The organism is Rothia sp. HMSC065G12, from assembly GCF_001811455.1.
In the GTDB taxonomy this organism is placed as follows: domain Bacteria; phylum Actinomycetota; class Actinomycetes; order Actinomycetales; family Micrococcaceae; genus Rothia; species Rothia dentocariosa.
Window position 1 is genome coordinate 269,231 of record NZ_KV804815.1, and the last position, 16,202, is coordinate 285,432.

The 16,202-nt window shown below is 50.6% G+C and carries 9 protein-coding genes; 3 read left to right on the forward strand and 6 right to left on the reverse strand.

The annotated features are described in order from the left end of the window. Positions 1–71: 71 nt before the first annotated feature. On the forward strand, positions 72–674 hold the full coding sequence (locus HMPREF2804_RS06475) for an NAD(P)-dependent oxidoreductase (RefSeq protein WP_048752269.1): 603 nt from the start codon (positions 72–74) through the stop codon (positions 672–674). 76 nt (positions 675–750) lie between these two features. Here HMPREF2804_RS06475 and HMPREF2804_RS06480 read toward each other — a convergent pair whose 3' ends face one another. The 5 genes from HMPREF2804_RS06480 to HMPREF2804_RS06500 all read right to left on the reverse strand — a co-directional run bounded on the left by HMPREF2804_RS06480 (position 751) and on the right by HMPREF2804_RS06500 (position 10,479). Continuing rightward, a complete protein-coding gene (locus tag HMPREF2804_RS06480) occupies positions 751–2,202 on the reverse strand; it encodes an alpha/beta fold hydrolase (protein WP_048754323.1) in 1,452 nt (483 codons plus the stop codon). A gap of 114 nt (positions 2,203–2,316) precedes the next feature. Further along, positions 2,317–3,633: a hypothetical protein gene (locus HMPREF2804_RS06485; RefSeq protein ID WP_070448653.1), complete on the reverse strand. Its 1,317-nt coding sequence runs from the start codon at positions 3,631–3,633 to the stop codon at positions 2,317–2,319. A gap of 154 nt (positions 3,634–3,787) precedes the next feature. After that, entirely contained in the window at positions 3,788–5,128 is a 1,341-nt protein-coding gene (locus HMPREF2804_RS06490) for a hypothetical protein (protein ID WP_239661842.1), read from the reverse strand. Positions 5,129–5,822: 694 nt separating this feature from the next. Further along, a complete protein-coding gene (locus HMPREF2804_RS06495; protein WP_048754325.1) occupies positions 5,823–7,187 on the reverse strand; it encodes a hypothetical protein in 1,365 nt (454 codons plus the stop codon). Between the two features lie 685 nt (positions 7,188–7,872). Beyond that, positions 7,873–10,479, reverse strand: coding sequence for a DEAD/DEAH box helicase (locus HMPREF2804_RS06500; protein WP_070448654.1), 2,607 nt, complete (start codon positions 10,477–10,479; stop codon positions 7,873–7,875). Between the two features lie 1,186 nt (positions 10,480–11,665). Here HMPREF2804_RS06500 and HMPREF2804_RS06505 point away from each other — a divergent pair. Next, positions 11,666–13,492 carry an ABC transporter transmembrane domain-containing protein gene (locus HMPREF2804_RS06505; protein ID WP_246822568.1) on the forward strand — a complete coding sequence of 609 codons (1,827 nt, stop codon included), beginning with the start codon at positions 11,666–11,668 and terminating at the stop codon, positions 13,490–13,492. Beyond that, positions 13,485–15,218, forward strand: coding sequence for an ABC transporter ATP-binding protein (locus tag HMPREF2804_RS06510; protein WP_070448658.1), 1,734 nt, complete (start codon positions 13,485–13,487; stop codon positions 15,216–15,218). Before HMPREF2804_RS06505 ends, HMPREF2804_RS06510 begins: the two co-directional genes overlap by 8 nt. A 112-nt stretch (positions 15,219–15,330) precedes the next feature. Here the strand turns inward: HMPREF2804_RS06510 and HMPREF2804_RS06515 are convergent, their stop codons facing one another. Then, positions 15,331–16,125 (reverse strand): hypothetical protein, encoded by a 795-nt coding sequence (locus HMPREF2804_RS06515; RefSeq protein ID WP_246824200.1) that lies wholly within the window; start codon positions 16,123–16,125, stop codon positions 15,331–15,333. Between the last annotated feature and the right edge of the window lie 77 nt (positions 16,126–16,202).

Below are 16,202 nucleotides of genomic sequence, written 5' to 3' on the forward strand. Positions count from 1 at the left end.
GCCCGGCAAGCTGGGGGAGTACAAGACAAAAATCCGAGCTGGCGTGTTTGGAAACAGGAAAGGATATACAGATGAACATCGCGGTTATTGGGGCAACCGGTATGGTCGGGGAGCGCACTGTGGCAGAGGCAGTTGCGCGCGGGCATCAGGTCGATGCATACAGCCGTTCTGGTAACGCTGTACCCGGTGCAGAAAGCAAAATCGTTGATCTAGCTAACACCGACGAACTTGTCTCAATCGTTAACGGTCACGACGTTACCATTATTGCTGTTTCTGCCGGTCGCGGTACTTCTGCAGATCCGGTTATCAACGCTCATAAGGCGCTAATTGCAGCCAAGCCTGCTGGCCGTCTACTGATTGTAGGTGGTGCCGGTTCCCTCATGGACGAAAATGGCGTGCGTCTCGTTGATACCGCTGGGTTCCCCGAGGCATACAAAAATGAAGCCAAAGCTTTCTGCCAGATCCTTGAAGAATACCGAGCATCCGACGGGCTAGCTTGGACGTTGCTTTCCCCCGCACCTCTTATCCGTCCCGGTGAGCGCACCGGCAAATACAATGTATCGCTTGACACTCCTGCTGGTACTGAGATTAGTGCTGAAGATTTTGCTGTTGCTCTACTTGATGAAGCGGAAACCCCAAAACATCCCGGTGTTCGCTTTACCGTTGCTCACTAAAATATAGGGTTGGAAATACTAAAATCCGGTACAGCTTCTTACGAAGCTGTACCGGATTTTAGTGTTCACGAAGAATTTACTGATTATGAACCTCTGCTAGCATATTCTTCAAATGGCCCAAAATAGTAAGTGGATCGGAACCAAAACCATCATGATGATGAGTTTTCGAGGTCCATACCTGAGTATTACCAACCCAGCGGGCTGTCTCCATTGAGTTCTCAAAATCCACATAAATATCTGGGTTGTAAGCTGCAGCAACTACCGGAACCTCATTCCGATGCAACTGCTCATGATCGTAGAGTCGACCCCAATCTTTCTTCTCCGCAAGAATCTGCGCAACATCTGCCAGAGTGCGCAGGGCAGGATCTTCTTCGTAGTACCACGGGAAAATGTGCTCGCCCGTGAAGAAGAGAGTATCGGCTTCAGGCGAAAACTCGGGGCGCTGTGCCGCTACCCGTGCCGCTGCCCAATTAGTGGGGGCAGGCGAAGGTGAGAGCTCATAACCCGCAATGCCCGGCAAGGTACCGTCAGCGGGACCATCTGCATAGATAGTCTCATGCATAAGGGCATAGAGAGGATTTGCCAGGAAAGAAACTTCGCTGCTCATAGATGAGAGGAACTGATCTGAGAGGCGATCGTCTCCTTCAGCGAAAGCAGTTTCTAAGAAGTAGTGCAGACCGCGCTCGCGCCAGCGCCCACCTAAATAGTGACCAGCCATCTGAAAACGGTGGTCGGTCAGGCGCTCACCCGTGGGAAGGTACTCTTCGTGGGTGCGCAGATGCTCTGCGATGCGAGTAGCGAGAACTGCATCCTCGGGGAACCACTCATAGTATTCCTTGTTGCGCTCCGCCATACGATCGAAGGTATGCTGGTACACGTTGTCTACTGTGGTGCGAATTGGCGCCAAACCCGCAGTAATCCGCGAATCACGCAGTGATTGTGGGGCGAAGGACAGGTAAGACAGGGTCAAGAATCCGCCGAAGGACTGGCCGGTGGTTGACCACCGCTTGTCCTCACGGTCGGCGAGTAAGACCTCGCGTATAGCTTCCGCATCTGCGATGATGGAGTCTGCTCGAAAAAGCTCAACATATTCGGCCTGAATCTGGGGGGCACCCACCGCTGTAATGTTGCGTGCGGATAGGGGAGAAGACATACCGGTGCCACGCTGATCCAGCAGGATAACGCGGTGAGTTTTAGCCAACTCGGCTATCCACCCGCCAATGGAACCGGTCTTAGGAGAACCAAACCCAGGACCGCCCTGTAGATAGACGATATAGGGACGCTTCTCGACGGGAAGAGTCAGAGTCTCGCTTGTATTGATGACTTCACGAGCAAAAATTTTGATGCTTTGATCTGCAAAACGTGAAGATAGCGCGGCATCACGCCCTTTGGAAAAAATCAGGCCGTGAGTGAGCGGAACCTGAAACCAATGGTCGATAATTTCGTATCCATCATGTTTGATGACAGTGCCTTGGCGGTATTCAACTTGAGGAAGTGCAGAAATGGTCAACGGTGAACCTTCTTTCATACCTATAAACTTATCGTGTGTATAGTCTATCGCGCCCCACCTCTTAAGGCAGAGCGCGATAGTTTTATGGTAGTGCAAGAAGTCAGATTCGCTTACATGTGCGTACTTAATGCGTTAGGAAAGCTTGCACAGCGAAGACTCAGCGGTTCCATTAACACGACGACCTGGGGAACCCGGAGTCGTGCCTGAAGAAATATTAGAGTTATAGACTTGCGAGCTATCTACATATGAACCGCCTGCGCCGCCGCCGCCCGAAAAAGCAGAGGCACCCACAGGAGACCATGTACGGGTAGTCCACGGTCCATATGTTTCACGAGTCCAGCTCTGATCGGTGATGTAGCCGCCCGATGTAGTTACCGAACCTGAACCACCGCCTCCATAACCCCCACCACCGGTTGCGCCGTGGAGAATAGAACATTGGTTAACTTCTTCATCGGATGAATTCGTCGTGTTCACCATGCCGATACCGACTATACCGGAACCCCCAGTACCACCGTTGGAACCATTACCCGTTAGACGTGCATCGTCTCCCATGTTACCCGCAAGGTACTGGTTTATTGTGGAATGCTCGGCATTATTCTCATAGGAAACCGAAGTGATGTTCCGTGTATTAACGGTACCGCCAACAGCGCCGCCAGCACCTCCGCGCCCGTCACGGCCACCAAGTCCACCATTCATTTTGAGTCCGAGACCTGGAAAATAGTGGTATATTTCTTCATAACTACCGCCGTTCGTGTCGCCAGAGCCTCCTGTACCACCATTAGCGACGGTACCCGGAGTGAAATAAAGGGATTTAAAGTCTGCTGGGCGAGGTCCAAGGCTATCTTCTCGCCAGTCCGTATAAAGCGTCTGGCGACCGCCTCCTGCACCGCCACCGCCAGCGATAGCGATAACAGTACCGTTGAGAAGAACCGCAGATGCGCCTCCGCCCGTAGGCGCATAGAACTCCATCAATCCGCCTGGATGCTCCTGAAACCTTTGTACCTGACTATTAGTGCCAATATATGCACCAACATGGGAACCACCGTCTGCCCAACCGCGTCCCGGTGTAGAAGCAGTAGAACCATAAGGGCCGCCTCCACCGGCCACAATGAAGGTGATAACGTCACCTTCATTGACATTGACAGCACCAGAGACTGTGGCTCCCGCACCCCCGATGCCACCTTGGGCAGACCCCTGGTACGAGCCTCCAGAGCCACCGGTAATAGAAAATTTGAAGGCTTTAGTTTTCTTATCTACCGTTACAGTATATGTACGCGACGTACCGTCGGCTGAGGTATTTGCAAAGGCCTGTTCGTAGCCGCCATATTCACATTCCACCGATGATGCGTAAGCGGGAATGGTAGCGCTTGCTGTCACGAGGGGGACAGCCCACGCCGACCCCTGTACAAGAGTTCGACGAGATAAGAAGGGGGAGGAATTTGCTTTCATGGGATTAACTCCTTGAGAAGTTGAATAAAGATTTGCAAAGTGCAGTAAGGAGGACGGAACAATCAACGTATAAGGTGTAGATTCCTAGTTACACGTATTATAGGGAAAGAAATACGGTGCGAAATACGTACAAGTATTTCGCACCGTACTTTATTTACTTGGTCTTCTTGTCTGCTGTGAAATTACGGCATACAACAGCGGTTGCCGCGCCATTCACACGCATACCGGGCTTACCAATGTTGCTACCAATAGTTATATTGGAGTCATAGACGCGAGAGGTATCGACGTAGGACCCTCCACCGCCACCTGCGCCGGAGAACGCCGCTGAGCCAACTGGTGACCAGTATCCCCCCTCGATGTAGTTCCCATCAACCCAACCTGTGACAGAGGCGTAGGATTGATCCGCGCCATAACCGGCAGCAGTAGTCACTGACGCGCTACCGCCGCCGCCGTATCCACCGCCGCCGGTTGAGCCGTGGAGAATGGAACACTGGTTCAGATCACTTGTGCGGTACCAGGTAATAGCCATACCGATACCAACCACGCCTGCACCGCCTTGACCTCCATTATTTCCTTGGGAATTTTTTGTGAGGGTAGCATCGGCACCTGCGTTACCGGCAACGTTTTGGCTGAATAAGTAGCGCTCTTGTGAACCCTCAAAGGAAATAGCACTGTTGCTCTTCGGATCAGACAAAGAACCTGCAGGTGCACCTGCTCCGCCCTGCCCATTACCGCCGCCAAGACCACCGTTCATGTTGAGGGCAGGTCCTGGGAAGAACAAGTAGGTTTCTTGGTAGCTGCCGCCGCGTTCACCCACACGTCCGCCAGAACCGCCGTTTGCCATATCGCCTGTATTAAATTTGAGACCTTTAAAGCTTTCGGGCTGCGGACCGTAAAACTCCTTATTCCAAGAAGTACGCGAAATCTGGCGAGCCCCTGCACCGCCGCCGCCGCCAGCAATAGCAATAGGAGTACCATTCAAGAGGATTGCTGATGCACCGCCGCCAGTAGGACCATATAGCTCGTTTATTAGGCTCTTGCTAGAATGCTCCTTGTACCGCTTCGTGTACTCATTTTCATCCATGATCGCTTCACTATGAGAGCCACCGTCAGCCCAGCCTTTACCCGGTGTAGACGGGGTATTATTATATGGGCCTCCGCCGCCAGCAATGATGAAGGTTACCTCATCGGTTGGGTTAAGATCGAGGGTTCCGGTAACAAGAGCACCAGAACCACCGTGGCCATCGCGGGCATTGCCTTGATAAGTACCACCAGCTCCACCCAAAAGGGTGAAGGTCATGACTTCAATATTGCCAGCGGTGAAGGTGTGGGTTACAGAATCACCGTTTGTCGTAGTGTTAGTGGGTACATCCAGGGTAATACCTGGGGTGCATAGTGATGATGCGAAAGCTGGTACAGAAGCGCTTGCTACGACCATAGGAGTAGCCCACGCAGCACCTTTCACAACGTTGCGGCGAGATATGGAATGCTTCATTGTATCCTTCCAGTGTTTGATATGTGAGTGATATGAAAATCTTAGCGCTATTTTTGACGCACTATCGAATGATGGCATTATCACCACTGTCATTAGTAGGCGATAGGTGTCATTATCCTTGGTATCTCTGCAGATTTATCAGCCAGAGCTGTTAAACCTCTGATATGAAACTGCTCTGCGGAGATGAGAAAGTCCTAAGTTATTTTGTGTAGCGGTGTCTTTCGAGGATAGATATAGTACGATCATTTGAAGCGCATGGATTATTTAAGGATTATAGAGTATTTTCTCTGTGAAATGTATTTCCAAAGTTGAGAATATTATAAAATTCACTATTTTACGTCAATATTGATGTGATATTTACAAATCTCTCAACCTCTTACGGAATGATATCGAGTAAAAATATTAAGAATGTGTCATGTAGTGAATGAGGGAGCATGATGAAATGCATGAGAAGAGATTTTGATATAGGGAGCATCTAGAAATGATTTATTAGTAAAGTTATTTTTGATAAAATTTATGGCTTGCGATACACGCATGAAGTCAGATTCGAAATAGTATTGATGTAAAGTTTTACTTATTTGGGGTATATGAGATAAGGCTTTGCATGGTCAAAATTCTACACATGCAAAGCCTTATCTCTAGAGAGCACCGTAACGCGTAAGCATCATCATATGCTATTCGGCGTTGTCTTTACTTACTCACCTTTATTGTCTTTATTATCCGAGTTTTCTTTCTTGGGGTCCTCGTTGTTGGGGAGGCGGCACCAAGAAAGTTCTGCTACTGCGTTAATACGGCTCAAAGCAGTAGCCGGACGGGTGGCCAGATCCGGTAGGATCTGCCCTTCAAGGAGAGCATCGTCATGGGTTAGGTATGAACCGCCCGCACCCGCGCCGCCAGACACAGCGGCAGCACCAACAGGAGCCCAGCCGCCTCGGTCGTATTTAACCCAGCGCTGATCAGAAGCATAAGCACCTGCGGTTGTTACGGAGCCAGAGCCGCCCCCGCCGTAACCCCCGCCACCGGTTGAGGAGTGCACAAGCGCGCCCTGGTGCAGATATTTGTGGGTAAACTGACGGTTATCGACAAAGGCGCGACCAACTACGCTGCCACCACCTGTGCCGCCGTTATTGCCGAGGCTATTTCTGTCAAGGGTAGCGTCTTCACCCGATTTGCCAGCTACATCCTCGTAAAATACGTCGTTTTCATCGTTAGTTGCAAAAACAATGGAAGCATTGGAATCCATATTGCGCAGACCACCTGTTGCTGCGCCAGCACCACCCTTACCATTCTCTCCCGCAAAACCACCGTTTGCTCTTATGCTGGGACCAGGGAAGAACTTGTAGATCTCAGAGAATGAGCTGCCATTTGCGCCGTTTCCAGCGCCGCCGCTGCCGCCTTGGGCAGCTTCGGTTGTTTCAAGAACGAGAGGGAGAAACTCTTTGGGCTGGGGGCCGGACTGCATATCGTTCCATACGGTGTAGGAGTAGAACCTAGTTCCCGCTCCGCCACCTCCACCGGCGACGGCAATGAGTTTGTCATTGAGGAATACCGCAGATGCGCCACCGCCCGTAGGGCCGTAGTATTCCTCGGCAGTGTTGGGGCCTTCAAAGAATTTAACGGTGCGTGCGTCGGTCGTTTTGTAGGATGGTCCGTGTGAACCGCCGTTAGCCCAGCCCTTACCTGGTTCCGTTGGCTTATCGCGGTTATAGGCGCCGCCCCCAGCAAGAACAAACTTGAGAACGTCATTCTCCTTGACCGCAAGAGTCCCAGTAATGAGTGCGCCTCGGCCGCCGGAACCATGCATTGCAAGACCGCGGTAAGAGCCGCCCACACCGCCAGTAATGCGGAAAGTAACGGTTTCAACACCAGCAGGAATGGTGAAAGCTTCTAGGGTAGATGACCCATCATTAGTGAGGTTCTGGTTAACCGGGACAGAAATGTCGGGAACGCATTTTTCGCGGGATGATGCGTATACAGGAACGGCGGAGCTGGCGATAACAATGGGGGTTGCCCATGTGGTGCCCTGAATAACACGACGTCTAGAAATTGAGCTTGCCACGTATGATAATCCTAAATGTCTGAGATGTAGTGATACTGTCTTTCCCTGTTTGCCTATCAGAGCAAATTCCGGGATGCGTTACTGAGCACAACAGACGCAAAGAATTACATAGGCGAACCTTAATCTGTAATCAACAATATATGTCAGGTATAAGTATATACTTGGCAGAATATATGCTGATATTAAGGTTAGATTCTTGTTATCTGTGTGTTTTGAATCGTAACTGTATCTATAGTTTACGTGGTTGAAGATTGTAGTGGTCGGAAATGCAGAGAGATTTTGGTAGTGCACTTCCATAAAATTTGTTTCAGATCACAAAAAATTTAAGATTTATAGAAGTTTTTGTGATGTAAGATACTAAATATTCTAGAAATTTAGGCACTTTGGCGGAAATTTGTGATTTGTGACATATTTTTCTAAGTAAAGAAACTATTCTTCATATTTGGAAAATGAGCGTGTTCGATAAACGCGGTATGTGGACTATAAGTACATCAAACTACGCAAGCTATTTGCAATGTATGACGGCGCAAAATGATGTGGAAGAGGATAATTTTATAGACGCGGGGGGGCAATCCTACTCTCGATAGTTTAAGGCTATGCGAACTCTATTAGCACTGGAATCGTTTTATTGGATTATGAAATGTTTAAACAATGCATTGAAAGTACGCAGCTGATCGCACATATTTTAGAATTCACCCACACTTAGGATCTTCAGAACTGGGTAACCAGCATCATCGGAGGCAGCAAGAGTTACCTCCGCCCGAATACCCCAGTCGAAGTTGTCCTCAGGATCAGCAAAGGTCTGCTGTACTTTCCATACGCCAGGATGTTCCCGCACATCATCGTCAATTTGAACGAGCTTAGGGGAGCGAGCCTCAGCATCCGTATAGATATCGTCGTAGGCATCAAAATAGTCATCCATCGCATCCGCCCAAGCGTCAGCATCCCATCCTGAGGCCTCATCTAGTTCCCCAAGTATGTTCTCTCGCTCATCGGCGAAAAGCTCCACACGGCGGAAGAGAGCATTGCGTACCATCACCCGGAACGCGCGTACATTCTTCGTGACGGCTGGGGGAGTATCATCCTTAATCTCGGCGGCGGCACGATCGGCTGCCAAGGATGCAGTGTCCTCGCCAGCGGCAAGTTTCTCCCACTCGTCCACCAGCGATGAGTCGGTTTGGCGCACTAGTTCACCCAGCCACTCGATAATCTCCGCAAGATCATCGTTGACGGCCGACTCGGGTACCGTTTGCCGCAGCGCCTTATACGCATCTGAAAGGTAACGTAACAGCACGCCCTCACCACGTTCTAACGCATAGTACTGCACAAAGTCGTTGAAGCCCATAGCGCGCTCGTACATATCACGCACCACAGATTTTGGATGCGGCTCAAAGCGTGCCACCCAGGGTGCCGACTGCTGATACGTAGTGTATGCCTGCTCGATTAACTCAGTGAGAGGCTGAGGGTAGGTTACCTGATCGAGCTCATACATACGCTCGTTATACTCCACACCGTCTGCCTTCAGCTGCGCTGAAAGCTCGTTCTTAACCTTACGCTCCTGTGCATATAGCACCAGGTGAGGCGGTTCCAAAGTTGCCTCAATCAGCGAAAGAACATCTAAAGCATAGTTGGGAGAATCAGGATCCAAAAGTTCAATGGCTGCCACCGCGAATGCCGAAAGTGGCTGATTTAAAGCAAAGTTATCCTGTAAATCTTCGGTAAGCCGCAGGTATGAGCCATGCTCATCTGGGGTATCTGTGCGCTCAATAACCCTGCCGGTCAGTAGTTCCTTATAGATACTGACGGCTTTACGCAAAAGTTCCCGGCGACGCTGCGGAGGCTCGTGATTCTCCTGAAGAATGCGATAGGCTGCGACCACCGGGTTCTGAGGGCGCTGCATCAGGTTCAAAAGCATTGAGTGGGTAATATCGAACGAAGAGGTCAACGGCTCAGGCTCTGCCGCGACCAGCTGATCGAAGGTCTTCTCTGACCAACCCACAAAACCTTCCGGCGCTTTCTTGCGTTTAGACGACAGTGACTGATTAATCTTCTTTGTATCGTCACCGAACTTCGCCTGTGCTTTGGCCAATAGGCGCGCATTTTCTATATCGTGTTCGGGCGCCTGCACCACTACGGTACCAGCGGTATCAAAACCAGCTCGACCGGCACGTCCCGCGATTTGGTGAAATTCACGTGCGCGCAGGCGACGGTTCTTCGACCCATCAAACTTCGACAAGGCCGTGATAAGTACAGTGCGAATAGGCACGTTAATGCCTACGCCCAAGGTATCGGTACCGCAAATAACCTTTAACAACCCAGCCTGCGCAAGCCTCTCCACAAGACGACGATATTTAGGGAGCATTCCCGCATGGTGAATACCGATACCAGCCCGCACCAGTTTATTCAGCGCCTTGCCGAAACCCGGGCCAAACCTGAACTTCGCAATAAGCTGCGCGATCTGCTCTTTCTCCTCCTTTGAAGCAATAGCTACCGACAGCAGCGCGTTTGCCTGTTCCAGGGCGGCCTTCTGCGAAAAATGAACAATGTAGACGGGGGCTTGCTTAGTCTGCACAAGCTCCTGAACCGCTTCCTGAATGGGGTCGGTTGAGTAGTAGAAATGAAGCGGAATTGGACGTTCACTACTGGCAACCAGCACGCTTTCGCGGCCGGTGAGCGTCGTCATCTCTTCCTGGAAGCGCGTGGTGTCGCCTAGGGTCGCGCTCATGAGCAAGAATTGCGCCTGTGGAAGCTCTAAAAGCGGCAGCTGCCATGCCCAGCCGCGTTGTGGGTCAGAGTAGAAATGGAACTCATCCATAATGACTTGGCAGACATCCGCAGACTTACCCTCGCGCAGAGTAATATTCGCCAGGATCTCGGCGGTACAACAGATAATGGGGGCATCCGCGTTAATAGCCGAATCCCCGGTAATCATACCGACATTTTCGGCACCAAAAATCTCGATAAGATCAAAGAACTTCTCGGAAACAAGCGCTTTGATGGGTGCGGTGTAGTAGGAACGCTGCCCAGTCGCCAAACCGGTAAAATGCGCCGCCACCGCCACTGTAGATTTACCCGATCCTGTAGGGGTAGCCAGCACCACGTTATTCCCCGCCGCAATTTCCAAGACAGCTTCATCTTGAGCTGGGTAAAGTGTCATGCCTCGGCTGGAGATCCACCCGATGAACGCCTCATAGATTTCATCCGGGGTGAGCGGATTGCCAGTATAGTCGCGCCGGTTGTAACCGCCGGGATTCTCCGCGAGTTTGAGGGAAAGGTATTCAAGAATGCTCATGGTGCTTCAAGTTTACCGAGTCTAGGGGCAGAGAATTAGCAGAACCCGTCAAAATCAGCGATGCGCACAATATTGGGTAACTATTGCGTTGCGCAAGATATACACGCCGCAGGAAACTTAGGTTATGGTCATTTTTTACGCTAGCAGAAACCCCTCTGACTGTTAGACTTGCGTATAGCGAAGTGCGGTTAGTTTCCCTTCTGATAAGGAGTACGCAATATAGCATGAGAATATCCTTAAAGGACACACAAATAGCGGGATACTGGGCGACCGCAAGGAAAAATACTCTTGATGATTGTGTGTCAGAACTTCACCATTTTATGACCTCGTTTGAGTCATTGTACCCGGGTGGACACTAGCGTATCATGCGTGAAGCTCCTCAGCGGCTAGGGGCCAATGTTGAAAATTCTACTCCCGGACTGACTGATCTGCTACTGGGCCAGCTAGAGGGCGCAAAAACTCCAGACGCAGACGCCTCATTTGGGTACTACTTTAACCTGGAATATCTAGGGCCGCTCCCAATAATTGTCCAAGGATGCGTAGGAATACAAAACGACAATAAGAATTTTAAAAACTATGTCCTTATCAAATTTTGGCGGAGCCCCGAAGTGCCAGAATCTTCAAAGGGAGAACTCACTCTTGAAGCCGGCCACCAACTGCTAGAAACAATTATTCGTTGTTGGTCACCGCACTTAGCCACATGGACGACAACCACTTGGTTACGTGCTGTACCGAAAAGAGAAGCGTATACACCATCTCTAGGATAGAAAACCTATTTCAGCGAACCAGCAGTATGCGAACTAATCAGCGACTTAGGAAAACCCCTGTATCAGGGAATACTTCTTGAAACCTCATCGGATATTCACGATGTCACCCCGGAGAAAATTGTGGCGCTTGCGCAAGAACTATCGAACCGTGGAGTAGAGAATGTACTCTACCGCGGCACATGAACGTATTGAATCAGCATCTTGAGTCTTCGCGCCAAAAATTACTGCGTGACATCCCATGCTGTGTATGTTTCATCTAGATTGTCTACAAAACTATCGTAGCTAGTTTTCTGTAGGCCCTCGTGAAAATAAGCGGTACAGTAGAAAACTATAAAATCTGCAATGCAACATGTCACATATATAAGGTAAATGTGTTAGCCTCAATATTTAATGAAATAGAGGGTATAAGCGAGGCACATATGGCGAACGTGGATGAGCAGCATCACCAAAGAAGTACAGAAGAAGCTCCCACTAGTACAAAGACGACACAGCACCAGCAGAAAAATCCTACACAGTCCTCACAAACTCCCAAGGTAGGTATTTCTGACGATGACCTAAAAAATCGGGTATCTTTACGTGTGAGTGCCCCCGGTTATACATATCCCTGGTACCGTTGGGTTATCCCCATGCTTGGCGAAACTACTGCGGGTATAGGCGCTATCGGCATTCCCGTTGTCGTGGGCACTTTTATCAACCGCCAAATCGCAGGACACACGGCTGATGCCTGGCTGCTGTTTTGGGTCGTTGTCGTCTCCATCGGGTTTATCGCGCTCAACGAATACTTTGGGTGGGGCGCATCCATGAAATTTGGTGCCGAGCTAGACCGCGACTGGCGCACCTATATTAACGCCCTGCTCAACCGCGCAGCGCATAAGAACAATGCGGGTGAGATGGTTACCGTTATGAGCAAAGACGTGCGCCGTATCAGCGCAGTATTCTTCTCAATCCCTCTCTTCACCAACGCCATGATTATCGCAACTTTAGGCGCTATACAGTTGTGGCTCATTAGTCCGCTCACTGCTGCGGTGACTCTTACCGGAACAGCCTTAGTGATATGGGTTCTGGCGAAATACTCCACCTTCATGGAAAGTAAAGTGGGCGTATACCGCGCGAAAGATGGTGAAAATTCTTCGCGTGCCTCAGATATAGCAACGGGACTACGCACCATCACGGGACTGGGCGCTGAACAGCAAATGCGCGAGCGCTATCACCAGGGAGCAGATGATGTTTTCGATGCTCTCATGGAATATGAGAAAACTCATCGCTGGATGTTCCTTATCCGCGTATTCCTCAGCGGAACAGTCACCCTGCTTGGTATTGGTTTCGCGCTGACGGGACATGTTGAGAACGGACGCTGGGTACCTGATGTTCCAGCTGCTTCCCTAGTAACGGTTGCTTCTATTATCGCCATGATGGGTGGGCCCGTCTGGATTTCACAAAACTTTCTCACCGAATGGCGTTACGCCAAGGTGGGGCTGGCTAAAGTTGCTCGGCTTGAAGGGTACGCCGGGGTACGTCAAGGTGTGCTCAAAGAACCGCGAACAGATACCGAACTTGAAGCATATGTGAGCCATGAGAAAGAACACGATATGCCGGTCGTCGATATCCCGCAGGTTCCCGCAAAGGCAAGCAACACGCGCATCGTATACATCAATCCTCGGCATTGGCAGCTGACTGCTCAAGAGTATGCAGAATCGCTTGTCGAACATGTGCGTGCGCTCGCTGCCGAAAAACTGCCGGATAAACAGCGAATTCTACTAAGTGAGCCTAACCCTATGATTTTCGCCGGAACTCTGCGGAATCACCTACGTCTGGGCACCGTACCGCCCGAAGATACTGTGGCTGCGCAAGCGAAAGATGAAGCTCTCCTTCAGATAACAGACTCTAGCGAAATTGCTTACCGTTTGGGTGGGCGAAATCCAGATGAATATTTTGAAGCGCTGATCACTAGCGAAGGGGCTAACCTGTCGGGCGGACAACGCCAACGTTTAGCTCTCGCACGTGCGCTCGCTCAGGACACCCAAATACTCATTTTGACTGAGCCCCTTAATTCTGTGGACGAGCCAAGCCAGAAATATATTTACGACAGACTTGAGGAATGCGTGGGCACGCCTACAGCGCCAGAGCTCTATCCTGGGCTGCTTGCGAGTTTTGAGACTATTTACGTTATTTCGACAACTGCAGAAGTATCTCGGCGTATTGCGCGAGATAACAATATCGAAACCCAGAGGGTAAATCATGTCTAAGTTACCAACCGAACCATCCCGTGTGGTTGTGCAGAAAATGGGTTCCTATATTGTGCGTTATAGAGGGCGTGCGTTCTTCACTTTTATGGTTTATGTGTTGAGCAGCGTCATGGGCGCGGTAGTGCCTCTGCAGATTGGTGCAACTGTTGACGACGTTGTGGCTGGTAAGTATGCGCAATTTCCGTGGAAACCTGTATTGATCATTCTTGCCGCTACTGTTGCTCAAGCCATCGTGATGCTTTTGGCTATGTACAGCGCCGCCCGTCTTGGCGCCCTCGTAACACGCCAAGCAAGTATAGATACCATCGATGCAACTCTAGATCTTGATGCGCGAACCGTCGAGGAATCCGGCAGCGGTGACCTGCTCACACGAGTGACTGATGACCTGTCTTCAGCCTCGAACGCCGTCAGCTTTGACCTGCTCGAAATTCTTTTTGTGATTCTGTATTTCGTAGTTTCTATGGTTTCACTTGCCGCACTCAGCGTACCTCTGAGCGTTATCTTCTTGCCTATGATTATCGGCTTGGGCGTGTTGATGGGATATTTTCTGCCGCGTCTTGCCCGTGAAAATCAGAGCGTGCAGGAGATTACGAGCGAGCTTAATAGCGTGCTGACCGAGAACGTCCGGGGCGCATCCACCATTCGTGAACTTGGGGTGCATGATGCTCGCAACGAAACATTCGAGGCTGATAACGATCGGCGTTATCGGGCTACACTCAAGATGGTGCGTATACGCCAGAATTATTACACGCTTGATGCTCTGAATGCGTGGTTCCCTACCGTTATCTGCTTGCTCTGGGGGTCCTTCTGCGTCATGCAAGGGTGGGCAACCTGGGGTGCCTTGGCGACTGCATCCATTATGGTTTTCAGCTTGAGAACTATGGCGGATATTTTGGGGCATCACGTGGGCAATATACGCATAATGCTGGTTAATATGGGGCGCGTGTTCGGGATTATTAATCTGGCGCAAGTGCAGCGTGCTCGGCGCAAAGATATTCGTAGAGCACAACATCATGAAACTTTGGGGAATACCACACATGTAATCGAGTGCTCCCATGTGTCGTACGGTTATTCTTCAGATGCGCTTGTACTGACTGATATTAATCTAAAGATTGCGCCTGGGGAGTGCTTAGCGTTAGTTGGGCGTTCTGGCTCTGGAAAAACCACGCTTGCAAGGCTCATCGGCGGTTCCTTGAGTGCGCTTGACGGTACAATCCGTGTGCTGGGAAAACCAGTTGGCAATGGGGAATTTCCAACTGACAAGTACGAAGATGGTAGGCCGCGACTACTGGTTTGTACCCAAGAAGCACATATTTTCTTTGGTACCGTTATTGATAATTTCACCGCTGTAGTACCAGAAGCCACCGAGAAACAGATCGGTGAAGCTCTGGATGCTGTTAGCGCTCGTTGGTGGCGTGAGCTTCCCCAAGGGTTGAAGACGCGTATCGGTACGGGAGAGCACGAACTCACCCGTGACCAGATTCAGCAGCTTGCTTTAGCGCGCATCGTCGCGGCAAACCCTCACGCGGTGATTCTTGATGAATCGACCACCCAGCTTGAGCTTGTGGACGCGACCGAATCATTACAGGCCGTGCTCGCGAATCGTGCTGTGTTGATTATCTCGCACGATGCGCGTATCGCATCCCTGGCAGACCGCGCCGTTTTGCTTCAGGAAGGCATGATTACCGCTGAGGGCACGCCCGCTGAGATTTTCGCTCTGACCTAGAAGATGATAGTCAAGAACCGTACACTCTCTGTCCTTCTCGTAGATGGGCACAACGGCACGATAGAGAAGAAAAGTGTACGACGCTCGGACAGGTTATAGAATTGGTTGGGATTTATTTTTTCTTATGGAGCCGCCATTCGGTATCGCCTGCTCCCGAGTCATCGCGATGCCAATGCTGCCCTGTCACCGGGTCAGGCTGCGTTAACTTTGGATTCGGATTATTCCGATCGGGCTCATCCGGATGTGCTGGGCATCCTCGAGCACCAGGGTCTTCGTGGCAGGTTTTACCTACAGAATGCACCTCGGTATCCCACACGCGTACTAGAGTGGGATCACTGCGAACCGTAAGCGAACCAACAATATTCCAGTCCCCACCTTTGAGACGGTACCGACCCTGATAGGTGACAGTAACGTAAGCATGATAGTTGCCGGATTCTTTGAAAGCATAGCTGGTGTCGGTGGGTTTAAAGTTACGTTTGCTCTTGTCCCAGACAGAGCCTTGCGCGGTTCCTGAATCCCGCGTTGTGTACACAGGGTCGCCGGCACCGTACTCATAGGTATAGGCAACGGGAACAGCTTCTATCGTGACTTCTTCATCGAGGATAGTAGTATCACGTGCTTCGGTTTTAACACCGGTCACATAGAAGTTTGTGTTGATCCCGGTATTGACGTGGGGCTCATGCCCGTCGAAATGTAGTGCGGGTTTTGTGGTGGTAAGTTCGGCGAGTTGCTCCCGAACCTGGTGCTCTATCTTTTGGGTGCGAACTTGGGCGTTATCGGCAGTAGGTTCGTTTTCAGGTGTGTTTTGGTCTGCAGGATCGTTGGGAACGCACGCTATACCGCCGTTTCCTGACTGAACGACACCGTATTGTTTATAGTTGCCTGAATCGTCAATGGGTAGGGGCACACGGGCTACTTTACCGGGTTTCCCTTGGTAGATACAGGGCGCATCTTTAGAAGCATTGCCATTGTAGACATCGAAGG